The sequence below is a fragment of the Methanocalculus pumilus genome (assembly GCF_055382585.1).
Map to the genome: position 1 here is coordinate 2,113,995 of NZ_AP042393.1, position 21,482 is coordinate 2,135,476.

Here is a 21,482-nt window from a genome sequence, read left to right on the forward strand (position 1 = left end):
ATATGAAGAAGTTACGCTCTGTGAAGAATGACGAGGCCGTCTCCCCGGTTGTAGGGGAGATGCTGATGCTCTCAATTGTTCTTATTCTGGTATCGGTGATGGCAGTCTCCGCTTTCAATCTCATTCCAGGAGATCGGGAACCACAGGTGTCGGTGATAATGGCACACTCATCCGACTCTGTTTCACTCTACCATAAAGGGGGCGACTGGATACAGGTCAGCGAACTCTCTGTCAGGATACGAAACCAGACCCATGACCAGCTCTTCAGAAGAGATGTATTCATTCTGGAGCCGAATACACAGACCTTCGACCTAGGGGCAAACCTCACGATCGTACCTGGCACACCGCTTGCTGGTGATGAAGAGGTGCTCCTATTCACCCATCGTGCGGTAATCTTCTCGGGGAGGGTGAAGCCATGAGAGACGATAGCGCGGTTGCTCCGGTTGTTGCCATGATCCTGATCCTCGCAATCGTGGTCACACTCCTCTCGGCATTTCAGGTAACGGTCGTTCCCGCAATGAAGGAGCGATCAGAGATGGAGCATATCGCCGGTGTGGAGATGGCACTTCTCAGGTTCTCCTCGCATATCGAAGCAGCAGCAGCAATGAAACAGCCGCTCTCCTTTTCTGAGACGGTTCAGCTTGGAGGAGGTGATACCATGTTGAACTCGATTCGATCGGGGGGAACCCTGCATGTCATGAATGAGAACAGATCGTATCCTGTTGCCGGTGTATCAATACAATACGAGGACTCCGGTGGAGGTAATGCCAACATAACCAGTATGGTTCATCTTATTAACGTCAGCTATTCAACGGTTGGAAATTTCTGGCGTGATCAGGAGTATCACTGGAGATGGGGAATCATGTTCGTTCATTCCGGGAGTCGTGAAACCCCGCTTCAATACCCAACAATGAATGAAGCGAATGAATCAATCCTTGATTCCGGATTCCCGGGTTCGCTCCTTACAATACAAACAGATGAAAGGCTCATTCCCGAACGATTTGAAAACGGTACAATCACTGGCAATCTCACGCAGAAAGTAACGATACGAATCGAACGGGTATCGTTTTCCAAAGGAAGCCAGAATTTTGTTAGCGGAAATGCCAACGCCAAAATAGCCCTTTCAACAGCGAGATCCGAGACGATCGTTGGTAATGCTACAGGACTTGAATTCCGGGTATCAACTCAGGAGCGTATACCTGAATCATTCAGGGAAAGTCTCAACAGATCGCTTGGGCACTCATTATCCGCCTTCATTTCAAAAACAGGGATTCCAGTCCTTTTTGAGAATAATGAGAATAGAATATGGAGAATCGATACCTCCGAAATGGATCTTCTCCCGGATATAATCCTCCGGGAGATCGATATCACCGTGACAGCGGGGTGAGTTGGGACGAGAGCTTCCTCCCCGCCTCCTCAGCTTCTTCCAGCACCTCAGGGCAGTCCCGCACCTTACCCCGGTCAAAGAGTGAGAGGACGGCAACCTCCGCGACTATCTCATACCCGAGTGCCTGAAGTGGGAGCCGGAGGGCGTCCAGTGCAAATCCCATATCCTCCCGGTTCTCCTGTTCGCATATCGAGGCAATAACTGCCCGCCTCCCCTGCCCGGCAAGCCTGCTTGACCACGCCCTCGGCCGGGTATCTTCAAAATCATAGAAGCAGTAGAGCCGGTCGATGAAAGCCTTCATCTGTGCCGTGATATTGTAGTTATGGGTCGGGGAGACGAGAACAAGCGCCTCTGAGGAGAGAATATCCGGGTACAGGAGCGTCATGCCGTCACGAAGCCCGGTACAGCTCTTATCCTTTCTGCACCGCTCACACCCGGTACACGAGGAGAACTGGTAGTCACGGAGATGAACTGCCTCTGTGGAATATCCACCAAGTTCAGCTCCTTTCAGGATATATTTAAGAAGAGTGTCAGAATTGCCGCCGTTCCTCGGACTCCCGCTGATCCCAAGAACCTGATGACCGATCAAAGCCATATACATCAATGCGCCTGAGCCTCTATCAAATCTCCGGTCAGTATCTGTTGCCTCTCGATAAAGAGAAGAAACAATGCTTCCCTGCCAACCCATCCATCCGGGAAAAGCATCCGGATGGAAGCGGTATGCGCCTACCCACCCCCATCAACATTTCGGAAACGCTAAAGCCTTTCAGTAGATACAAGTACCAAAAAGCATCGTCCGAATAGGAACGGTGTACCGAAGAGGAGATTGTCGTGTTTCAATTACCATCATATGTCGGCCCCTGTGCCTTTGGAATCAAGATGGGCATGGTCGTTCCGGGATCAGATCTTCATAAGATGCTGCTTGAGGAAGCTGTCAGGCTGAATGAAGACGGGATGCTCGCTGACGGCGATGTCCTCTCCATCACCGAATCGGTGGTGGCACGGGCACAGAACAATATGATCACAACAGAAGAGACGGCAAAAGAGGTCAGAAAGACATTGGATCTCAAACCAGATAGCAGGGTTGCTGTCGTCTTCCCGATAGCAAGCCGGAACCGCTTTTCACTCATCCTCGAATCCATAGCAAAAGCTGTTCCGGAAGGCGAAGTGATCGTCTGGTTCTCCTATCCTGATGACGAGGTAGGCAACCAGATCCTCCCGCCTGAGGTTGCCGAGGAGCTGGATTCACGGCATGGCGGTCTCTTCACACCGGATGATATAGATGGCAATTATACCCACCCCTTAACCGGCGTCAATTATCTCACACTCTATGAAGAGATCATCAAAGACGAAGGTGCGACACCAAAAATCATCCTCTGCAATGACCCAAAGCGGATAGCGGAATTCAATCCCGACGGGGTCATCATCGCCAATATCCACCCTCGTGAGAAGACAAAGAAAGTATTGAAGACAATAATCGGCAACTGCTGCACCCTTCAGGAGATATGCAGCAGCGGCACCTGCCCACCCACATCGGAATGGGGGCTTTTAGGGAGCAATATGTCCTCAAGCTGTCGGCTCAAGCTCGCTCCTTTCGAGTCAGAAGAGTTCGTCTGTTTCCTCCAGCAGGAGATCAAAAAACTAACCGGGAAGAATATTGAAATTCTGGTCTTTGGAGACGGTGCATACAAGGATCCGACAAGCGGCATCTATGAACTGGCTGACCCAAAAGCTGCCTTTGCTGCAACAAAGGGGATCAAAGAGGTGCTTCGTGAAGGCGTGAAGATGAAGTATCTGATCGACAAGTATCATGAAGAGGGACGATCTGAACTTGAGATCATGGAGATGATCGAGAAGGAATCACAGAAAGCCCGTGGTATCAGCTGCATCGAGTGCGAAGGGACAACCCCCCGCCGTATGGAGGATGTGCTGGCAAGCCTCTCGGATCTCATCACCGGATCAGCCGATGCCGGGACACCCCTTGTCCTGATCAAAGGGATATACCGCCCCCCGAATTAATTATTTTTTTAACCTAACTTTCCGGTTTTATAACCCACTCTGACTCAATCTCCTCTCCCCGAACAGATCCTTGAACCCCATCGCCTTCAGCTGCTCCTTCATCTTATCCGTCAGGTTGAGATACCAGAACACCTTCCCCTGGCCTGCACTCACCACTTCGACATATTCAACACGTTTCAGCCGTTTCAACAGCTCATCGAACCCATAATCCCTCTTCTTCTTTGGAATCAGATTCAGCTGGTAGTCATACACCTTCCGGAGCCACAGTGCCATCATGTTCACAAAGAAGATCGCCCGAATCCGGTAGTTCTTCCAGTGACGGACAGGAGCAATCTTCAGATGCGTCTTCAGCGTCCTGAATATCTTCTCGACAAAATCCTTCTCCATATACTCGTTCACCACCTCTGTCGCCTTCAAAGAGGTATCAGTCGAATACAGGAGGTATTTCCCATCCAGATCAGCTGCCCTGTCAATCGCTGCCTCGTTATACTCCCATGAAATCGCACACCGTTTTCCATTCTGAAGAACATGAACTGTGAAAAAGTCAGCATACTGCCCAAGAATCCCAGCAACACTCTCTTCCACTATCTCTTTCGTCAGACCCTTCATATTCCCGGAAAACTCCTGCAATTCAGCATCAAGCTCAGCCAACATCGCATTTCTTGAATCAATAGCCTCCATCCTCTTCGCATGGTTGACATACACAACTCCGGCCCCCTCCCTGCCAAAAAGTGTTCCTTTTGCCCTGGTTGCATACAAGGAACTGGTGCCGGTTGATCTCACCCGGTTGGTAACCTTTGTTGGAACATCAGTCTGCAGAAGGAGAGTTTGTGCCAGGTTTGATCCTTTCTTCACGCCACAGATCAGGTTCCAGCCAAGTGCCTCAATATCCCGGACAGACTCTTCCGAGGTATTTCCCCGGTCCCAGATCAGCGTACCCGGCTCATAGGAGAGATCCAGCAGCTGTACCAGGAGTTCCTTTACCGATGACATTGAGTTGAAATTACCGGGCAGCACAAAGAATGAAACCGGCACTTTATCCCATTTTGAGACGAGAATACAGAGATTGATCTGTTTCTGGTTCGCCTTCTTAGAATTGTAACCCTTCTCTCCAAGCTCATCGCCGGAGCCAAAGATCAGAACCGGGGTGAGATCGTAGGCAACGATCTCTTGTGCAGCATCAGGTAACGGATGAAGTGATCGCCATTGGGTATAGAGCGAGTCACAGATGAGATGGCTGAAGTCGGTGAACCCATCAGCTGTAGAATCCTTGAAACAGACTCTGTCAAGGGATGAATAGAAGGCATGTTTGGTGAAGTACTCTTCCGGCAGTTCCATGAGATCGGGCAGAGTCGTTGTCTGGATCCATTCACCCACGTTATTTGCGCTATCGGGATTGAGTGCTTTATTGATGGCCCATGCAGTGAGGATTTTACCGGGTGATCTTCCCTCGACCTGCCCCTCTCCACAACAGATCTGATCGATAGTCTTCGGCATATTCAGTGTTGAATTGGCAATAGACCACATGAGCTGGACATCGCCTGCCCGTTTTGAATGTTCAGGATACAGTGGTGTCTCGATATGGGTTGACTTCTTTGGGAGTGGCACGCCTCGTTCATCTCCTTCTTTTCCGAGGTATTTGATGAACCGGGTCTTGGACTTTCCCTCCTCCCTGTATGACTCGTAGAGTGCGAGGTATACGGCATCCTTCTTCTTAATCCGTTTGACGTGCATGCAAGTTATAATTATAACCCACAACATGATAAAGCTTTCTGTCCATATTGAAGAGATCTCGGGAAAATGAGTTGAATGTGAAGCGAGATGTTGAAGGGGTTGATAGCGTTGAAGTTAGAAACTCACAAAGTCAGGTTTTAAACAACCGGGAGGCAGTCTCTACTGCCCCTCCTCTTCTGACGTTGTCAATCACCCGGCAGCCATGGCTCATCGCCCTTATTGCCGGGATTGCCATCATCACCTGGTACAGCGTCCTTGTAACAGAACCGGTCGCCGTGCTGCTTCAGATAGGAGTCATCCTCACCTTCGGGGTGCTGCTCCCCATCTTCTTTGCAGTGCTCAGGCTGGATACAGATGTATCGGTTGACGGGATCAGCTACCGTATGCCCCCGATAATGCGAAAAGAACGGATCATATCCCGGAACGATCTGGAAGCAGCCGATCAGATCACCATCGCCCGATCCGCGACTGCGGAGGGTGGGGCATACGGTACTGCAGGCGGAAGGGGATCATCTATATTCGTGCTGATTAGCTGAATTCGACAGTAACGGATTTGCCAAGCCGCTCCTGCAATTCATCACGGAGGCGGGCCTGTTCTTCCAGAAGCCTGCCTTTCTCTTCTTCCGCAGATTTAGCAGCTGTACCGATTCCTGATAATTCTTTCTTCATCTGATCCAGTTCCTGCACAAGCCGATTCTCCTCCTGTACAGCGGGATTGGATTCCACCTCCTCCCTGATCTGCCGGAGTTGCTCTTCCAGGCGCCAGTACTCGGCAGAGGCCGCCTTCACCTGCTCAGGAAGAGTCCCGTCACCAAAGAGCTGCTGCTCATCACGGTTCTTTAACTGGAGTTCACCTGATGTGACAAGAGATCTGATCGTTTGGAGTGCTGGCTCCAGATCAGGAGAGATCTCCCTATCAGGCACCTGCCTTTCAGAGAGATCCTGAAGTGGCTTGAGGGCATCAGTTGGTGATTTGTGATGTTTCAGGAGTTTTTCTGCCCGCCTGATCACACCAGCCGCAGGAGCTCTCACCTGTGCATAGCTCTGAAGTGCAGCCTCCAGTTCACGTTCGGCAGAGGAGAGCTTCTCCCTTACAAGAACAGTGCTGATGGCTGCGAGCTTCTCTTCAGCACGCTTTATATCCTTGATCAGGGATGCTTCCCTCTCCTGTCCGGACTGTGACCGATCCTCTGCCTCCTCAAGGAGTCGTTCAATCTCTTCAAGCCTCTGGTACCGGGATCTGATCTCGCCGATCCGTTCTCTCTCTTGAGTGACGGTGGAAAGGGCAGCCGTCATATCGTTCACTGCCCGCCCCATCTCCTTGATGATCCGGCGCATCTGAGGCATCTCCTCTTTATAGACAAGATGAAGGTACTTACCCGGACCCTTCACAGCCGCAATCACCCCTTTGAGAATATCGGTTGCAGCTGCATAGTATTCCTCTGGATCGCCGGAGGGCTTCTTCTCCAGTGCCTGCGTGAGTGAACGGACGGTCTGGGGGCGGGCGGTCTTTAATACCGATTTCACCTTTGGGTGGAGCATGATCTCTTCGTCAAGGCTCGAAGGCTCTTCCTCAAATGCATGGATGAGTTCCTCAAGAGAAGTAATCGCAAGATCAAACTCGGTTATTGGAGCGGTGAACTTCCCGGCTATCCGGGATGTGATCTCATTCTCCTGTTCATCAAGCCAGGAAGGAAGGCTGGAGAACGGGATCACCTCCGCTTCAGGCGGCGTATCCGGGCGGCCGAGGAGGGCACGCAGTCTCGAGAACATGATATACTGAGTCAGGTGTGTGGGGTTATAGTGTTTCTGATTGACAAAAAATATCAATATTGGGAGGGTGGCTTGCTCATCGGCCAGCCATAGTGAAAAGAATTGACTGGTGGTTTACATCATCGGCATGCCGCCGGGCATGCCACCACCCATGCCTCCCATCGCCTGCATTGCTGCCATCTCTTCTTCAGAGGGCATACCACCTGCTCCGGATGCAGCAATGATCTCATCGATCCTGAGGATCATCGTAGCCGCTTCAGTTGCAGAGCTGATTGCCTGCATCTTGACACGAAGGGGTTCAATAACACCTGCTTCTTTCATATCGATCGGTGTTGCAGACTCGAGATCAATGCCATTGGTTCTTCCCTCCTGCTCATGGGCAGTACGAAGGAGAGCAAGCATCTCAATCTGATCAAGCCCGGCATTCTCTGCAAGAGTCCGTGGCACGGTCAGAAAAGCATCTGCATATGCCTCAATGGCAAGCTGTGTACGGCCACCAACATCTGATCCCACCTTCCTGAGACGGCGTGAAAGCTCTATTTCAGAGGCCCCGCCTCCGGCAACAAACCTTTTATCTTCAAGAGCGACACAGACTCCGAAAACTCCATCCTCAACGGCACGTATGGTTTCATCAACCGTATGTGGCGAACCTCCTTTCATGATGAGAGAGACAGCTTCCTTGTCTTTACACTCAGAAACAACAATCATATCTTTTCCTGAGAGTTTCTTTGCCTCAACTTTCCCGGCAAATCCGAGATCAGCTCCGGAGATCGCATCGGGGGACGAGATGATCGTCGCACCGGTCATCTCGGAAAGTTTCTCCATATCTGACTTCTTCAGACGTCGAACTGCAAGGATGCCCGCCTTCGCAAGATGATGTTCGGCAAATTCATCGATTCCCTTCTGGCAGAAGACAACATTTGCACCGGATCCAATAATCCGATCGACAAGTGCCTTCTCGATCTCCTCTTCCTTCTCAACAAAAGCCTGAATCTGATCCGGGTTTGTGATGCTGATCTCAGCATCAGTCTCTATCCCCTTAAACTCGATTGCCACATTAAGAAGAAGAATTTTTGCATCAGCAACTGTATCCGGCATCGTAGGGTGAAGCCGTTCCTTATCGATAACTATCCCCCTGATAATCATGGAATCCTCAGCAGATCCTCCAACCATCTTCTCAATTTTGATATCCCCGGCATCGACCTTACCCTGATCATCCGCACTCATCTCTACTGCCTCTACAATGAGTGACGATAGCCGTTCCTTAACAGTCTCTGCACCCTTACCCGTCATCGCTGTTTCAGCGATATTCTTTAATATCTGGGTATCCCCGAGGTTTACTTCAAAAGAGGTCTCAATGAGTATCTCTTCTGCCCTCTTTCTGGCAATCCGGTATCCCTCAACAATGGTGGTCGGATGTACATCCTGATCGATGAGATCCTCAGCCATCTTCAGAAGTTCACCCGCCAGTATAACGGCAGTTGTTGTGCCATCACCAGCTTCTTTATCCTGGGTCCTTGCAATCTCAACCATCATCCTGGCTGCCGGGTGCTCAATCTGCATCTCCTCCAGAATGGTGAGACCATCGTTTGTGATGACAACATCCCCCATTGAATCAACAAGCATTTTGTCCATCCCTTGTGGTCCAAGTGTTGTCCTGATGGCTTTTGCGACGGCTTTTGCGGCGGCAATGTTCCGGCTCAGTGCATCATAGTCCCGTGTCTCTTCTCTTCCTTCCTGATACATATTCGCGTTCATAGGGTTGTCTCCTCCATACTATTGAATCACAATCACCAGTGTCTCCTTTTGCGTGGTTTACACGGCTACATAAAGGTATCTCACAGCAGGTTCCAGCTTACAGAGGCGACCCCGTATTTTTGAAATATTATATCGACCCTCATAGAGCCAGAAAAGCAAATTAAAAGACTTTAGAATGCTTGATTCGGACAACACTTCCGGGCAGTCGGGAAAGTTCGCAGGTTAGAGAAGAGAGATGATGGGAGAGATCTCCCCGGCGATACGCATCACTTCGCGACAGATGACCACTATATTCTTTTCCATCAATCAGATTCCAGGAACCCGATGATCTCATGGATGTCAGGGACACTATGCACAGGATAGACCTTGCTGAATACCACCGCCTGATCAGAATCAACAATGACATTTGTCCTCTCGCATTATCAGGAGATGATAAGCGTTGTGGGAAGAGGATAGGAAACCTTGCATCCGGAGATGAGAGAATCAACTATTGAAACCACGCCGCCTTTTTTTTTGCAATTATTGACATAATAACGGTAATTCAGAATCATTTAATTTTTACATTATGAATTAAATATAAATACACCAAGCGCCATTACAAAATAGCCAGTGATGGCATACAATAAGGAGGTGACCGCTATGAATGAAGGATTGTCCGGCGGGTGTTCAGACAAGGCATCTGGCACCATCGACAAGCTGAGGACACAGGCACTTGCCCGATGCCGGGATCGGATCGATGAAGCCCTGAAGCGGCCAAAAGGGAGGAAACCAAAACCCTGCAACCCCTCATATGGCATCACATCTGTGCTGCGGAACCAGCACGGGCTCTGAATAGACAGGCAGAGACAACCCGGGAGTTAAGCCGGCTCTTATGCTTCTGCCTTCTCTGCCTGTTTCCTGCGGTTTATAATCTTCTTTACTTTCTTTAACCTGAAGAGATCTTCACGTTCACGCTCTTCTATTGCGATCTTAATTCCCTTTGCCATCTCTTTGAGTTCAGGTATCACCACCTGTTCAAGGGCATTCACCCTCCTCCGGTTCATCTGGATCTCCTCCCCAAGCCTCCTGAGGGAAGTCTCGGTCTCGGCAAGTGCGATGATCAGATCCAGCTCGCGTTCGAACTTCTCGGCAACCTCATCGATTCTGCCGGAGACACCAAGCACACTATAACCCCTCTCAAACGTTCCTTTGGAGATCACCTTCTTCTCAAGGACAGGCACCGGCACTCCCATGATATTCTTCCCGGAAATATCCAGAAATACACCCCTCCGCGTTGCAAGGGCAGCAGAACGGACTGCGACAGAATCATCGACTGCCACAGCCAGGTGGAGTGAGTCGCGGGCAGAGGCATCAATTGCCTCAAGCTCTGACCGGGAGTCCGACACATCCCTCATGATCAGAAAGAATTCCTGGATCAAGGCATCCATCTTCTGCCGGAGGAGATCTTTTCCCTGTTCAGCAAGCTTGATCTGGTTCTTCACCCTGATAAGCTCCATTCGTGTCGGATTGACCTGCTCCACCCCTCATACCTCCTGATATCCGGGATGATACTTCTCAATATAGTCCACATTGATCCGCTTGAGCTCCTCTTCCGGAAGCATGGCAAGAAGATCCCAGCCGATCTCAAGGGTCCTTTGAATCCCGCGGTTCTCATCACCCTGTGAGATGAAGGACTTCTCAAACTCATCGGCAAGCTTGAGGTATTTCCTGTCCAGCTCGGTCAGGGCCTCCTCACCGACGATCGCAACGAGCCTCCTCAGATCCCTGCCATACGCATATGAGGCATAGAGCTGATCGGCAACATTCCGGTGATCTTCCCTCGTCTTCCCCTCTCCGATACCGGAGTTCATCAGCCTTGATAAGCAGGGTAGGACATCAATAGGCGGATCTCCCCCTCTCCTGAAGAGATCCCGTGACAGCACAATCTGGCCTTCGGTGATATACCCGGTGAGGTCGGGGACAGGATGGGTGATATCGTCATCGGGCATCGTCAGGATGGGAATCTGGGTAATAGACCCTTTCTTCCCCTTGATCTTCCCGGCACGTTCATAGATCGTCGAGAGATCGGTATACATGTACCCCGGATACCCCCGCCGCCCCGGCACCTCCTCACGGGCAGTTGATATCTCCCTGAGAGCCTCACAATAGTTGATCATATCGGTTAAGATCACCAGCACATGATGGTTCAGCGTATACGCAAGGTACTCCGCAACCGTCAGGGCACACCGGGGGGTCGTCAGCCGTTCGATGGTCGGATCATTTGTCAGGTTCATAAAGAAGACCACCCGCCCAAGAGCCCCGGATTTCTCAAATGATCTCGTAAAGAAAGACGCCTCCCTGAAGGTGATGCCCATTGCAGCAAAGACCACCGAGAACTGCTCTCCCTCCCCAAGCACCCTCGCCTGCCTGCCAATCTGTGCCGCCAGTTTGTTTGCAGGAAGACCGGCTCCCGAGAATATCGGAAGTTTCTGGCCCCGGACAAGCGTATTCAGGCCATCAATTGCTGACATCCCGGTCTGGATAAAATCTTCAGGCTTATCACGGGCCACGGGATTGATCGGCATTCCATTGACGTCAACCTCCATCTCCTCGATGATATCCGGACCTCCGTCACGGGGTTTCCCGATCCCATTGAATGTCCGCCCCAGAATATCCGGGGAAAGCTTCATCATAAGAGGCCTGCCGGTGAAGATCACCCTTGTTGATCTGTTGTCTATCCCGGTTGTCCCTTCAAACACCTGTACTACCGCAACGTCTTTTGATATCTCAAGAACCCGCCCCGATCTCTCCTCGCCATCCGGGAGATAGATCCTGACGATCTCATCATATGAGACATCCTTTGCATTGGTGATAAATATCAGGGGACCAGCCACGTTGCTGATCGTCTTATATTCCCGGCTCACAAGAACAGCGGTCATTTAGTCCTCCTCCATGAGTGACGCAAAATCGCTCGCAATTCTTTCGATATGCCCTTCAACCATCCCCGCCTCGGGGAGCTCTTTCATCCGACCGATCACCTTCTTCACCGGAAGCTGCATGATCGAATCGATCCCAATACCCCTGTTCATCGCCCGCTTTGCCATCTCATGGAAGGTAAGGATCGCCTTCAGCATCCAGTACTGCTTCTCAAGTGAACAGAATGAATCAATCTCATGAAAAGCACTCTGCTGGAGGAAATCTTCCCTGATCATCCGTGAGATCTCAAGGATCAGCTTCTCGCTGTCAGGGAGAGCGTCGGGTCCCACCAGCTGGACGATCTCCTGAAGCTCAACCTCCTTCTGGAGGAGATAAATCGCCTCCTCCCGAAGATCTTTCCAGTCCTCTGCAACCTCCTTCCCGTACCAGTCCTCCAAACTCTCAAGATACAGTGAGTAGCTTTTGATCCAGTTGACAGAAGGGAAATGCCGCCGGTATGCAAGGGCAGTGTCAAGCGCCCAGAATGTCCCGGCAACACGAAGCGTATTCTGGGTGATAGGCTCTGAGAAGTCGCCCCCCGGAGGGGAGACCGCTCCGATGATGGTGATTGAGCCGATCCGTTCATCCTTCCCCCAGCAGACAACCCGGCCGGCCCGTTCATAGAATGCAGCAAGCCGGGTGGCAAGGTAGGCGGGATAGCCCTCCTCGCCGGGCATCTCTTCAAGACGTCCGGAGATCTCACGGAGGGCCTCACCCCACCGGGATGTCGAATCTGCCATCAATGCGACATCATATCCCATATCCCGGTAGTATTCAGCTATTGTGATCCCGGTATAGATCGATGCTTCACGGGCGGCAACCGGCATGTTTGAGGTATTGGCGATTAAAACTGTCCTCTCGATGAGGGGCAGGCCGGTTCGGGGGTCGATCAACTCAGGGAACTCATAGAGCACATCCGTCATCTCATTACCCCGTTCACCGCATCCGATATAGACAACAATCCGGGTATCTGACCATTTGGCAAGAGTCTGTTCTGCAACCGTCTTCCCGGTACCAAAACCACCCGGTATCATTGCAGTCCCCCCTTTGGCAACAGGGAACAAACAATCAAAGATCCGCTGCCCGGTAATGAGGAGCGTATCCGGATCCATCTTCTTCCTGTAGGGCCGGGGTTTTCGGGCAGGCCAGAGCTGCATCATCGCAATTTTCGTCCCATCATCGAGGATGCAGACCGGATCAGTGACCGTATAGTCACCCTCCCGGATCTCTGCTACCTTCCCGGATACAGACGGTGGAACCATGATACGGTGCTCGATATGGAACTCGGGAACAGATCCGATCAGATCGCCCTCCTTCACAGTGTCTCCGACAGAAACCGCCGGAGTAAAACTCCATCTCCTATTGAGATCAAGGCCGGGGGGAAAGACCCCGCGTGATATGAAATCGCCGCTCATCTCAAAGAGGACCGGAAGAGGGCGCTGGATACCATCATAGATTGAAGAAAGGAGGCCTGGACCGAGTGCAACAGAGAACTGTGTTCCTGTGCTCTCCACCTTCTCCCCCACTTTCAGGCCGGATGTATCCTCGTACACCTGAATAACCGCCTCATTCTTATCCAGCCGGATGATCTCCCCAAATAATGCATCAGTCCCAACCCGGACAACCTCATACATCATCGATCCTCTCAGCCCCTCGGCGGTTACAACCGGCCCTGATATTCGTGAAATACTCCCTGTCGTCACGCTCATCGCCTCACAACAATATTATAGCCGATCGCTCTCCTCAGAAGCCGATCGATGTAACTTTCTTTCTCCAACTGTTTTTTCCCCGATGGGATTGGAATGATGATCGGCCGGTACGACCGTTCGATCCGCTCCATGATCCTGTGATCAAGTTTCTCAATGAAATCCTCATTCATCGCAATAACGCCGGTATCATCACGGTGGAGCAGCTTTGTGACGAGTTTCTCCGCATCATCGGGATTTGCAAGCTCGATCACTTCAACACCCGCCATCCGGAATCCGGGGGCAGTTTCCGGATCAGTGACCACCATGCATTTATACATAGGTCATCACCCTCTGCATCTCCTTTTCAGGAACCTGACCCAGGATTGAACGTGCAATGATTCTGATATTGGTGACTTCGTTCTGCTTTGCCCAGATATACCCGACCGGGATGGCAATACTCATAGGATCCTTGAGGAAGCTGCTACACCCTTTTTTGATCATAAACCGTTCCAGTTCACGTTCAAGAACAGAGATCCGCCCGAGGACGAGATCTTCCCTGCCAACCTCGGCAAGAAATGCATATGGCGTCTGGATCAGCTCTTTGACGACCTCTTCAATGGATCGTGCAGCCAACATCTGCACGAGCTGATCCAATGAGAGGTACTTTCCTCCTTCGATCAGGTAATCACCTGGTTCTTCAACATGTATTCTGTCCCGAACCACCCGCAATACCATTCTGATATTCGCAACATCGATCTCGGTCTTCAGGAGATCAAGGACAATGCCCTGGCTGTAATTATCGTCCCCTGTTAAGGCTCTGCGGGCATTCTCAAGGTAGAAGCGGTCAAGGGCAAATTCCAGGATTGCAAGATCGCGTTTCTCCAGGTACTCCTGCAACCTCCGGGTGAGGGGGCGTGCATACTCGATCCTCCAGGTGGCGAGGAGGTCGATGACAGCCCTGATATCAGGCTGCTCTGCAAGTTCAATCAGTGCAGCATAATCAAGCTCTCCCGCAGGAACAAGGTTCTCCTCGATCTCATCATGATGTGCATTGATCTTCTTTCCCCGCAGGATTGTCTTGATATTCTGTAGATCCCAGCGGTTTAAGATGATCCGGATATAGATCTTCTCGTCTTCATCCAGGAAGAAACGGAGTATCTGCCTGAATTTGTAGACGAGATCCCGTCGCAATGCAGTCTCAACCTGGAGAATACCGGAGTGCTCGATACCAGCCTTCTGAAGTTCGGTTCTATAGGCCGTCTCTTCAAGCGAAGCAATGAGGGCATCAATATCCGGTTTGTTTATAAGTTCATCAAGTACCTGTTGGTCAAGGAGTCGGCTCTTCATTGCCCTGATCCGGGCATTTGCATACGAGTAATCCATCTCATCCATAACGCCTCATCCTCCATCCAGGATCGAAAAGATCTCTTTCCTGAGCACTTCCCTCGATCTCTGCAAGCGGGATTCGATGGTGTTCCTGATGATGATAGATTCATCGGTTATACTGGCAATCACCCCACCCATCGACTCGATATCTGCAATTACCAGATGGCTTTGGTTCTCTGTTTTGAGGATGCTGTTACAGAGTGCTTCATCACGTTTGTCAACATGGAGAAGAGCGGATGCACCATCCAGTTCTGCCAGCGCCTCCAGAATGACATGTTTCAGGAACGCTTCGTACCGGGGACGATCCCTGAATCCGGCAAGTTCCTCTTCGGCACGACGAAATGTCTCCTCAAAGATCTCCTCCTTTATCTGCAATAGTTCAAGTCTGGCTTTTTCGCGAGCCGCAACAATCGCTGTCCGCTCGGAGAGAGCCACATTCTTCCAGTGCTCGGGATAATGCTGTTGTAATTTTCTACCTTCGGCTCGTGCCTCCTCTTTTATCCGCGCCACCTGTGCAGCTGCATGCTCCCGAATGCTCTGGATCTCCTCCTGAGCTGATTCCTCGACTGCCTGTATCAGTTCATCAGTCATCTGCCACTCCATAACTCATTCGATTATTTCATTGACCGCTGGAGAACAGCCCCCCGATTGCCCCGGCATCCACCAGCTTTCAGTGGTGCTGTTTTCCACCCCCGATTACATGATCAGGATCATTGCGGCGATGACAAACCCAAAGATAGCAAGTGTCTCCGGAATTGCAAGCAATATCAGCATATATCCAAAGAGTTCAGGTTTTTCAGCCACCGTCCCTGCTCCTGCTGCACCGATCCTCGACATTGCGATTCCAGCACCCAGTGCTCCAAGCCCAAATGCAATGCCAGCCCCAATTGGCATACCAAAGTCCATAGTTCTACTCAACTCCTTTTGTGTACCGGATGTGAATTATTTGACAGATTCACTCATTCCCTTCACCAGATCCCCAGGATCGAATTTTCCATCGAATAGGGGGATATTGCGCACCAGACATGGCAATTGTACCATGTTGTTCATCTCACTTTCACCAAACAGGCTGTTCATATCATCGAATCAACCCCGATCACCCTTCCCAAAGGGATTATACAGTTTTCCTCCACCTTCAGAGAACTTGGGGGAAAACTCAACGATATGAAGCCTGAATGAATGGAGAGACGCAATGAACATCTTTAACAGGACATTCATCAGGTGAATTAATGCTGCAACTATTACCCCGACAATCGCTACCTCCATCATCCCTCCAAACTGGTTGGCAACCAGTGCAAGAATCACTGATGAGGTTCCTATTGCCATAATACGTGCATAGGAGAGGATATTGGAGATGAGACTGATGACTTCGATACTGCCGATCACCCCGCCGCCATAGATGATCAAGGCAAGGGCAATGATCAGCATCACAATCCCCGGGTACATCAGGATCTCCGGAATAATCTGTATAATTGCCCCGAGCAGGATAAGGATGCTGACGATGACGATGATCATCCCTGCTTTTTCACAGATATGTTTCCTGCATTCGCAGACGTACTTGGTACATCGCATCTTGGTCCATTGGTTGATGATGCCAAGGGAAAGGCCTAAGATGATATGAAATACCCCAATAGCAATTGACAGGACGAGCATCGGGATCAATGCATCCAGTCGGTGCCAGGTGACGCCCATGATCTCAAGCGGATGTAACCAGCCCATATTCTCTCCAAAATCTCCGAAGAATTCCCCGAATATGTATCCAAAGATGATCGTCGGGAACGAGGCGATGATCATCAGGTTCATGAGAGGGTGTATCCAGTCGAGCCGCTCTCCAAACTTCTTCTTCAGCAGAAGCGCAATACCCAGAATAATGAAACCATACGCGATATCCCCTACAATCAGCCCGAAGAAGAGCGGGAAGAAGACGGCAAAGATCGGAGTGGGATCGATCTCGCGGTACTTCGGATGCGAGATAGCGCTCAGGAGATATTCAAATGGCTTCATAAACGCCGGGTTATCATAGAATGTCGGCGCTTCATCCATCATCTCAGGGGTTGCAGGCAGTTCATTGATGACAACCGAATCTCCATACCTTTCATGGAGTGTTTTCTTTGTGGAATCCAGAAATTTTCTGGGGATCCAGCCGAGCATCACAAAGGTGTAATCGGTCTGGCCGAATTTGTTGAAGACCTTGATCTCTTCATGCCTGTCTTTTAAGAGGCGGGCAAGTACCGCAACCTCATCCTGCCAGGTGAGTGAGAGTTCCCTGAGTTCTTCTTCAACCTCCAGGACTTCTTTGACGGCAGCAACCCGTCTCTCTTCATTGAGAAGAAGGATCTCATTCAGCGGACGATTCAGATATTCATTCGGAAGCCTGAGTTCGTTGACATTCTGTGAATAGAGAAAGGTATGGACATCGCTGGAATACTTTCTGTTAAAGACGACGACGGTAGCAATATTATCTTCATCAATTGGGGCTGAGATCAGCTCACACTGGTTATGTGTGATCCTGATGAGTTTCTCCTTGATCAACTCGAGGATTCCTTCAAATTCTCCCTGGATCAGGATAATGGCAATTTCAAAGCCTTCAAGTGCAGGAATCTGCCCTTCTATCGGGAGGATCTTCTCTATTACCGTCTGGTATCGGGAGAGGTTTGCAATAGTAAACTCAAGATCGGTCTTCCGGGTAATGAGATCCCGGGTTTTAGCCTCAAGTTCATGGATTACCTCCTGAGCCCGTGCAAGGATTGATTCCTGGCCCTGTTGGCTTAATCTTTGGAGTATCTCTGTTTGTTTTGTAAGATCCGGGGGTTTTTTTGGAAGAACCAGCTGTATACCTTCAATTTTTGAGAGGTTTGCAGCAATCGTATCTGCCTCTTTAGCCTCAACTCTCTGAAGGATGATACCTCCCTGCTCATGACTTCGTGAGGCATCCTCCAGATGGATGGTTCCGGCCTGGTAGAGCGTATCAACGATAGACTCGAGATCCTTCTTCGGACCCAATACCTGAACCTTAACCATCCTCTGGAGCATCGCCTACGACCCGGCCCCTACATATTCTACGAGTGTCTCCACCGCTTTTTGTATATTCTTCTCCCATCGGTTGCGAATGGCGAGTTCTTCCTCCCGTCTCCATTCGGCTATAGCTTCAATTTCTTTATTTATCGCCTCGATCTCCTTCTCATAATAGATTTTACCTTCTTCTTCACCTGCCCCGACACATCGCATAATGATTTCTTCGGCCTCTTTTTTCGCCTCTTCGATCATTGCAGCTGCTTCAGATCGGGCCTCCTCAATCAAGACATTCATCTCGAGTTCTTTCTTCCGGATTGCCTGCAGGAGCGATTGTTCAGACACCATATCTTACCAACACCATTTGAGGTCTATCTATACTTCCTGATGGTCAGCAGTATACCGAAGTTGCCACCTCCGGTCAGGCTGACTCTGTTCCTATACACCCAATGCAGCCCTGCCTATCTCATCCCTGAAAATCGGATGCTGGGGGGCAGCTCTTCGCCCTCCGAAAATCAGGTTGGAACCGGGCTGAGTGGGAATCTTAACGTGATGGTTACCTCCATTTTCCGGCGGCTGCAGCCATCGGAAATCAAAGGTGTAATTGTAATAAAAGTATTTATAACTTTTCTAAAAACTCATTAGGAAGAGCCTCCATCGTTTAAATTATTCAAATTAAGGTAGAGAACGCCAAATAATACGCGCCATTAAAATCCCCAATATTACGTTATTTTCTAAAAAATAGAGAATTGATTTTAAATTTCTGTGCGCAAGATTATTTGAAGACTATAATGTAGTGTATCAGGCATCTGAAGTTGTGCGCCCGAATATCTCGCTGAGTTGATTCAGTGCCTCTTTCTTTGGGAGCATACCATTCTTCACGGAATAACCCATTCGAACAATCGACAGGATATCATTCAGTTTCAGCCGTGAGAAGGAGTAACTCTTCCATGTCTCCCGATCGGCCTGCAACCAGAGTTCCTCAAGCATCAGGCGCAGTGACCCGACATCCTCCTCGGAGATATCATTCCATTTCTTTCCCTGTGCAGAACGTATGATTGCTATTGCCCCTTCAACACTCTGCTGCTGCTTGAGTTGGAATACCCTCCTCCCAACCTCATCACGTTTCACATCCGGCATGCATGGTAGTGTATCGCACGGGTATAAGAGCGTTGGCACCATTGGCAATCCCCCGCCCTACAGTTTCTATCACACAAAAAGCCAGAAGATAGCCACACGCCCAAGAGCAGAAACGCTGAATTAAAATAGCCAGGACAGACGATCTCATCGAGACGAAAGAAACCCATCCCAAATGTATTTCGTCCTTAACCACTCATATGAATTTATGGTTGGCGCCAATTTCAATCCGGTGCTCCTCATCGGGATAGTATATGCAATCACCATCTCAATTGTCTCAGCATACCTCTGGACAACTGGCCGCTTCTCTGCAAGAGTCAGGTACCTGCTCCTTATCATCACAATCATCCTCGGATTCGCCATCTTCTCGCCGATGATCCCACATCAGTTCCAGACGATCATCGAGCGCCTTGCAGATGGAGAGCGTATCGGCATCATCCTCTTTTCCGGAGTTATCGGACTTGGCATCCTTACGCTCCTTGCTGCCCTCTTTGGCCGCCACTTCTGCGGATACCTCTGCCCGATCGGAGCGGTGCAGGAAGCCGCCTACACCATCCCGACAAAGAAGATTCTCGTGCAACAGAAAGGTATCCTGAGTGCGATCCGTGCCCTCTTCCTTGTTGCCATAATTGGGGGACCTTTTCTGTTTGGGATTGCACTCCTCGACTATTTCGGCTTCTCAGACTTCTTTAAGCTCACGCTCTCGGCAGGAACTCTCGTCTTTATCGTAATCCTTCTCATTGCAATCTTTATGTACCGCCCGTTCTGCAGGATCATCTGCCCTGTCGGGGCAATCCTCCAGGCGGGAGCGTTTCCAGCTATATATAAGATCAGGCGGACAGACGCATGCATTGAATGCAGGAAATGTGAGAAGACATGCCCCACAAACGAGGCGAAAGCAGAAGATAGTAAATCTGAATGTTACCTCTGCCGCAGGTGCATTGAGATCTGCCCGGAGGATGGGGCACTTGTGTACAGACGAAAGAAGGTTTGAGAGAGAATGAATAAGAGCGTCTGCCCCGTCCTCCTGATCCATGGATGGAACAGCCATCCCGGGATCTGGAAAAGAATGATTGCCGGACTGGAAGCAGCCGAAATACCTGCATGGAATTTTGGCTACACAGATAACCCTGATCCGCATCCGGTCACCGTTGCAGAAGATCTCCATGATTTCATCACTGATATGCGGAGGAAGAACAGATATCATGGTGAGATCGATATCATCACCCATTCCATGGGCACCCATATCACCCGCTTCCTCCTCGAAGTCCAGGATGGGAAGGAGAAGGCTGAGAGGGTGAGGCAGTTCATCGGGATCGGCCCCCCGAATAATGGATCGTCAATGGCAGAACTCTTCTGCGATCCTGTCTACGGGGAGGAGATGATCCGGTTGCTCGAAGGCATCTTTGTCCCTTTCAGATATGATCCCGAAGACGACAGCCTTGTGCAGGAGGTCCGCCCCGGCAGTGTCACCATGGCTACATTGAAGTCTGCGGGGCTCAGGGATGATATCCGGTACCGGTGCATCCTCAGCAGGAATATCACCCATACAGAATCATTTTTCCCAATACTCGGCGGAAGAACATGGATCTTTCACGAGGATGGAACATGGGATACAACATTTGACGGGGATGGTGTGATCCCACATTCAGACTCGATTATACCCGGAATCCAGCCGGAGATCATTCCTCTTGACAATTCGCTCTTTACAAGCTGCCCGCACCAGTTCTGCCATGGCAATCTTCCGAAGAATCCGGAAGTGATCCAGTGTGCCATCAGATACCTGACCGGAACAGAGAACGAAAAATGCTCTTTCTGATACAGCCTCATATCAGATATACCCATACAGACCTTTTTTATACTACAATCAACTACAAACACCTGTTGAAAGGCATGAGTTTCATGCCATTTACGGAGAGATACCATGACAACAAAGAAGGATGTAGAGGAGAAGGTTGCTGAGACTGCAACAGATCTGGAAGAGAAAGCCCAGAAAGAGTTTGAAGAGCTGAAGAAAGAAGCAGCAGCTGCCATGGAAGAGGCAGCAAAAAAACTTAAAAATGCCAGGAGCAAGATCGAAGGCGAGGATCTTGAGGCCCTTGTGAAGGATATGGAAAAGACCCTGCAGAGCCTCGTGCCAGAGAAGATGCCGGATACCGCTGAAGTGCAGGAGAAGGTCAAAGAAGTCATTCACGACGCGGAAGAGACGATCAGGACTGTTGCAGAGAAAGAAGCAGAGCTGATGCAGGAGCGGGTTGAGACCGTGGAGAGTTTTGTTTCAGATCACCCGATCGCCTCCATCACCATTGCCGCCGGGGCGGGGTTCCTGGTCGGCCTGATCGCCGCAAAACTCAGGTAATCCTATATGATAGAGAAGAAAAAGAAGAAAGCCGGTAAGAAAGGTACCTCCCGGGATCCCCTCTCCTGTGTCAGAAGGCACCCGATCCCTGCCCTCTTCTTTACATTCCTCGGCGGATTAGGAATTGGTGCCCTCATAGCATATAAAATCAGAAAGATCGGGGAATCAAGGGGAGAAGAGGAGAAGAAGAGACGGGGAGGAATCAGATCACTTCTTATGACACTCGTCACCCCATACATCCTCCGCCGCATCCTCCGGATGATAACCGGATGAA

General features: G+C 50.3%; 24 protein-coding genes. 10 read left to right on the forward strand and 14 right to left on the reverse strand.

Annotation, left to right across the window (positions count from 1 at the left end):
* The first annotated feature begins 2 nt into the window (after nt 1-2).
* Together ACZ44I_RS11065 and ACZ44I_RS11070 are read left to right on the forward strand one after the other, a co-directional pair.
* Nucleotides 3-419: a type IV pilin N-terminal domain-containing protein gene (locus tag ACZ44I_RS11065; RefSeq protein ID WP_460371611.1), complete on the forward strand. Its 417-nt coding sequence runs from the start codon at nt 3-5 to the stop codon at nt 417-419.
* Complete coding sequence (locus tag ACZ44I_RS11070; protein WP_292735367.1) at nt 416-1,387, forward strand: hypothetical protein; 972 nt, start codon at nt 416-418, stop codon at nt 1,385-1,387. The genes ACZ44I_RS11065 and ACZ44I_RS11070 overlap by 4 nt, the downstream gene beginning before the upstream one ends.
* On the opposite strand, the gene ACZ44I_RS11075 is transcribed toward ACZ44I_RS11070, so the two are convergent.
* The gene (locus ACZ44I_RS11075) at nt 1,368-1,982 is read right to left on the reverse strand and encodes a flavodoxin family protein (protein WP_292735370.1); all 615 of its coding nucleotides are present in this window, start codon (nt 1,980-1,982) and stop codon (nt 1,368-1,370) included. The genes ACZ44I_RS11070 and ACZ44I_RS11075 overlap by 20 nt on opposite strands.
* A gap of 236 nt (nt 1,983-2,218) precedes the next feature.
* Here ACZ44I_RS11075 and ACZ44I_RS11080 point away from each other — a divergent pair, with 236 nt between their 5' ends.
* A complete protein-coding gene (locus ACZ44I_RS11080) occupies nt 2,219-3,406 on the forward strand; it encodes a coenzyme F420-0:L-glutamate ligase (protein ID WP_464549935.1) in 1,188 nt (395 codons plus the stop codon).
* Nucleotides 3,407-3,433: 27 nt separating this feature from the next.
* On the opposite strand, the gene ACZ44I_RS11085 is transcribed toward ACZ44I_RS11080, so the two are convergent.
* Entirely contained in the window at nt 3,434-5,140 is a 1,707-nt protein-coding gene (locus tag ACZ44I_RS11085) for an IS1634 family transposase (RefSeq protein WP_464549933.1), read from the reverse strand.
* A 77-nt stretch (nt 5,141-5,217) separates the two neighbouring features.
* Here ACZ44I_RS11085 and ACZ44I_RS11090 point away from each other — a divergent pair, with 77 nt between their 5' ends.
* A complete protein-coding gene (locus ACZ44I_RS11090) occupies nt 5,218-5,676 on the forward strand; it encodes a hypothetical protein (protein WP_464549931.1) in 459 nt (152 codons plus the stop codon).
* On the opposite strand, the gene ACZ44I_RS11095 is transcribed toward ACZ44I_RS11090, so the two are convergent.
* Nucleotides 5,669-6,913, reverse strand: coding sequence for a hypothetical protein (locus ACZ44I_RS11095; RefSeq protein WP_464549929.1), 1,245 nt, complete (start codon nt 6,911-6,913; stop codon nt 5,669-5,671). The genes ACZ44I_RS11090 and ACZ44I_RS11095 overlap by 8 nt on opposite strands.
* A gap of 114 nt (nt 6,914-7,027) precedes the next feature.
* Nucleotides 7,028-8,671 (reverse strand): thermosome subunit alpha, encoded by a 1,644-nt coding sequence (gene thsA, locus ACZ44I_RS11100; protein WP_464549927.1) that lies wholly within the window; start codon nt 8,669-8,671, stop codon nt 7,028-7,030.
* Nucleotides 8,672-9,003: 332 nt separating this feature from the next.
* Between thsA and ACZ44I_RS11105 the strand changes: the two genes are divergently transcribed.
* Entirely contained in the window at nt 9,004-9,165 is a 162-nt protein-coding gene (locus ACZ44I_RS11105) for a hypothetical protein (RefSeq protein WP_464549925.1), read from the forward strand.
* A gap of 145 nt (nt 9,166-9,310) precedes the next feature.
* Nucleotides 9,311-9,502 (forward strand): hypothetical protein, encoded by a 192-nt coding sequence (locus tag ACZ44I_RS11110; protein ID WP_464549924.1) that lies wholly within the window; start codon nt 9,311-9,313, stop codon nt 9,500-9,502.
* A gap of 38 nt (nt 9,503-9,540) precedes the next feature.
* Here the strand turns inward: ACZ44I_RS11110 and ACZ44I_RS11115 are convergent, their stop codons facing one another.
* The 10 genes from ACZ44I_RS11115 to ACZ44I_RS11160 form a co-directional block, all read right to left on the reverse strand.
* The gene (locus ACZ44I_RS11115) at nt 9,541-10,191 is read right to left on the reverse strand and encodes a V-type ATP synthase subunit D (RefSeq protein WP_464549922.1); all 651 of its coding nucleotides are present in this window, start codon (nt 10,189-10,191) and stop codon (nt 9,541-9,543) included.
* 3 nt (nt 10,192-10,194) lie between these two features.
* Nucleotides 10,195-11,589, reverse strand: a complete 1,395-nt coding sequence (locus ACZ44I_RS11120) for a V-type ATP synthase subunit B (RefSeq protein WP_292735395.1) — start codon at nt 11,587-11,589, stop codon at nt 10,195-10,197.
* On the reverse strand, nt 11,590-13,335 hold the full coding sequence (locus ACZ44I_RS11125; protein WP_464549919.1) for a V-type ATP synthase subunit A: 1,746 nt from the start codon (nt 13,333-13,335) through the stop codon (nt 11,590-11,592). It abuts the gene before it with no gap.
* A complete protein-coding gene (locus ACZ44I_RS11130) occupies nt 13,332-13,652 on the reverse strand; it encodes a V-type ATP synthase subunit F (protein WP_464549917.1) in 321 nt (106 codons plus the stop codon). The genes ACZ44I_RS11125 and ACZ44I_RS11130 overlap by 4 nt, the downstream gene beginning before the upstream one ends.
* Nucleotides 13,645-14,706, reverse strand: a complete 1,062-nt coding sequence (gene ahaC / locus ACZ44I_RS11135) for an ATP synthase A1 subunit C (RefSeq protein ID WP_464549915.1) — start codon at nt 14,704-14,706, stop codon at nt 13,645-13,647. The genes ACZ44I_RS11130 and ahaC overlap by 8 nt, the downstream gene beginning before the upstream one ends.
* Before the next feature lie 6 nt (nt 14,707-14,712).
* A complete protein-coding gene (locus tag ACZ44I_RS11140; RefSeq protein WP_464549913.1) occupies nt 14,713-15,291 on the reverse strand; it encodes a V-type ATP synthase subunit E in 579 nt (192 codons plus the stop codon).
* A 105-nt stretch (nt 15,292-15,396) separates the two neighbouring features.
* A complete protein-coding gene (locus ACZ44I_RS11145; protein ID WP_464549911.1) occupies nt 15,397-15,594 on the reverse strand; it encodes an ATPase in 198 nt (65 codons plus the stop codon).
* Between the two features lie 192 nt (nt 15,595-15,786).
* Nucleotides 15,787-17,721 carry a V-type ATP synthase subunit I gene (locus tag ACZ44I_RS11150; protein ID WP_464549909.1) on the reverse strand — a complete coding sequence of 645 codons (1,935 nt, stop codon included), beginning with the start codon at nt 17,719-17,721 and terminating at the stop codon, nt 15,787-15,789.
* A gap of 15 nt (nt 17,722-17,736) precedes the next feature.
* Complete coding sequence (locus tag ACZ44I_RS11155; protein WP_464549907.1) at nt 17,737-18,060, reverse strand: hypothetical protein; 324 nt, start codon at nt 18,058-18,060, stop codon at nt 17,737-17,739.
* Between the two features lie 453 nt (nt 18,061-18,513).
* Complete coding sequence (locus tag ACZ44I_RS11160) at nt 18,514-18,852, reverse strand: hypothetical protein (protein WP_292735419.1); 339 nt, start codon at nt 18,850-18,852, stop codon at nt 18,514-18,516.
* A 205-nt stretch (nt 18,853-19,057) separates the two neighbouring features.
* Between ACZ44I_RS11160 and ACZ44I_RS11165 the strand changes: the two genes are divergently transcribed.
* The 4 genes from ACZ44I_RS11165 to ACZ44I_RS11180 all read left to right on the forward strand — a co-directional run bounded on the left by ACZ44I_RS11165 (nt 19,058) and on the right by ACZ44I_RS11180 (nt 21,481).
* Nucleotides 19,058-19,843: a 4Fe-4S binding protein gene (locus ACZ44I_RS11165; protein WP_464549905.1), complete on the forward strand. Its 786-nt coding sequence runs from the start codon at nt 19,058-19,060 to the stop codon at nt 19,841-19,843.
* 6 nt (nt 19,844-19,849) lie between these two features.
* On the forward strand, nt 19,850-20,668 hold the full coding sequence (locus tag ACZ44I_RS11170) for an esterase/lipase family protein (RefSeq protein WP_464549903.1): 819 nt from the start codon (nt 19,850-19,852) through the stop codon (nt 20,666-20,668).
* 105 nt (nt 20,669-20,773) lie between these two features.
* A complete protein-coding gene (locus ACZ44I_RS11175; protein ID WP_464549901.1) occupies nt 20,774-21,208 on the forward strand; it encodes an ElaB/YgaM/YqjD family protein in 435 nt (144 codons plus the stop codon).
* A gap of 6 nt (nt 21,209-21,214) precedes the next feature.
* Complete coding sequence (locus tag ACZ44I_RS11180; RefSeq protein WP_464549899.1) at nt 21,215-21,481, forward strand: hypothetical protein; 267 nt, start codon at nt 21,215-21,217, stop codon at nt 21,479-21,481.
* Nucleotide 21,482: the final 1 nt, after the last annotated feature.

Bases quoted from the DNA above. Each gene is read 5' to 3' on its own strand.
- ACZ44I_RS11120 (WP_292735395.1), bottom strand. From the start codon at position 11,589: ATGACCGCTGTTCTTGTGAGCCGGGAATATAAGACGATCAGCAACGTG.
- ACZ44I_RS11165 (WP_464549905.1), top strand. From the start codon at position 19,058: ATGGTTGGCGCCAATTTCAATCCGGTGCTCCTCATCGGGATAGTATAT.
- ACZ44I_RS11070 (WP_292735367.1), top strand. From the start codon at position 416: ATGAGAGACGATAGCGCGGTTGCTCCGGTTGTTGCCATGATCCTGATC.
- ACZ44I_RS11085 (WP_464549933.1), bottom strand. From the start codon at position 5,140: ATGCACGTCAAACGGATTAAGAAGAAGGATGCCGTATACCTCGCACTC.
- ACZ44I_RS11075 (WP_292735370.1), bottom strand. From the start codon at position 1,982: ATGGCTTTGATCGGTCATCAGGTTCTTGGGATCAGCGGGAGTCCGAGG.
- ACZ44I_RS11180 (WP_464549899.1), top strand. From the start codon at position 21,215: ATGATAGAGAAGAAAAAGAAGAAAGCCGGTAAGAAAGGTACCTCCCGG.
- ACZ44I_RS11140 (WP_464549913.1), bottom strand. From the start codon at position 15,291: ATGACTGATGAACTGATACAGGCAGTCGAGGAATCAGCTCAGGAGGAG.
- thsA (WP_464549927.1), bottom strand. From the start codon at position 8,671: ATGAACGCGAATATGTATCAGGAAGGAAGAGAAGAGACACGGGACTAT.
- ACZ44I_RS11145 (WP_464549911.1), bottom strand. From the start codon at position 15,594: ATGCCAATTGGGGCTGGCATTGCATTTGGGCTTGGAGCACTGGGTGCT.
- ACZ44I_RS11125 (WP_464549919.1), bottom strand. From the start codon at position 13,335: ATGAGCGTGACGACAGGGAGTATTTCACGAATATCAGGGCCGGTTGTA.
- ACZ44I_RS11160 (WP_292735419.1), bottom strand. From the start codon at position 18,852: ATGCCGGATGTGAAACGTGATGAGGTTGGGAGGAGGGTATTCCAACTC.
- ACZ44I_RS11105 (WP_464549925.1), top strand. From the start codon at position 9,004: ATGGATGTCAGGGACACTATGCACAGGATAGACCTTGCTGAATACCAC.
- ACZ44I_RS11065 (WP_460371611.1), top strand. From the start codon at position 3: ATGAAGAAGTTACGCTCTGTGAAGAATGACGAGGCCGTCTCCCCGGTT.
- ACZ44I_RS11170 (WP_464549903.1), top strand. From the start codon at position 19,850: ATGAATAAGAGCGTCTGCCCCGTCCTCCTGATCCATGGATGGAACAGC.
- ACZ44I_RS11155 (WP_464549907.1), bottom strand. From the start codon at position 18,060: ATGGTGTCTGAACAATCGCTCCTGCAGGCAATCCGGAAGAAAGAACTC.
- ACZ44I_RS11130 (WP_464549917.1), bottom strand. From the start codon at position 13,652: ATGTATAAATGCATGGTGGTCACTGATCCGGAAACTGCCCCCGGATTC.
- ahaC (WP_464549915.1), bottom strand. From the start codon at position 14,706: ATGGATGAGATGGATTACTCGTATGCAAATGCCCGGATCAGGGCAATG.
- ACZ44I_RS11150 (WP_464549909.1), bottom strand. From the start codon at position 17,721: ATGGTTAAGGTTCAGGTATTGGGTCCGAAGAAGGATCTCGAGTCTATC.
- ACZ44I_RS11175 (WP_464549901.1), top strand. From the start codon at position 20,774: ATGACAACAAAGAAGGATGTAGAGGAGAAGGTTGCTGAGACTGCAACA.
- ACZ44I_RS11095 (WP_464549929.1), bottom strand. From the start codon at position 6,913: ATGTTCTCGAGACTGCGTGCCCTCCTCGGCCGCCCGGATACGCCGCCT.
- ACZ44I_RS11110 (WP_464549924.1), top strand. From the start codon at position 9,311: ATGAATGAAGGATTGTCCGGCGGGTGTTCAGACAAGGCATCTGGCACC.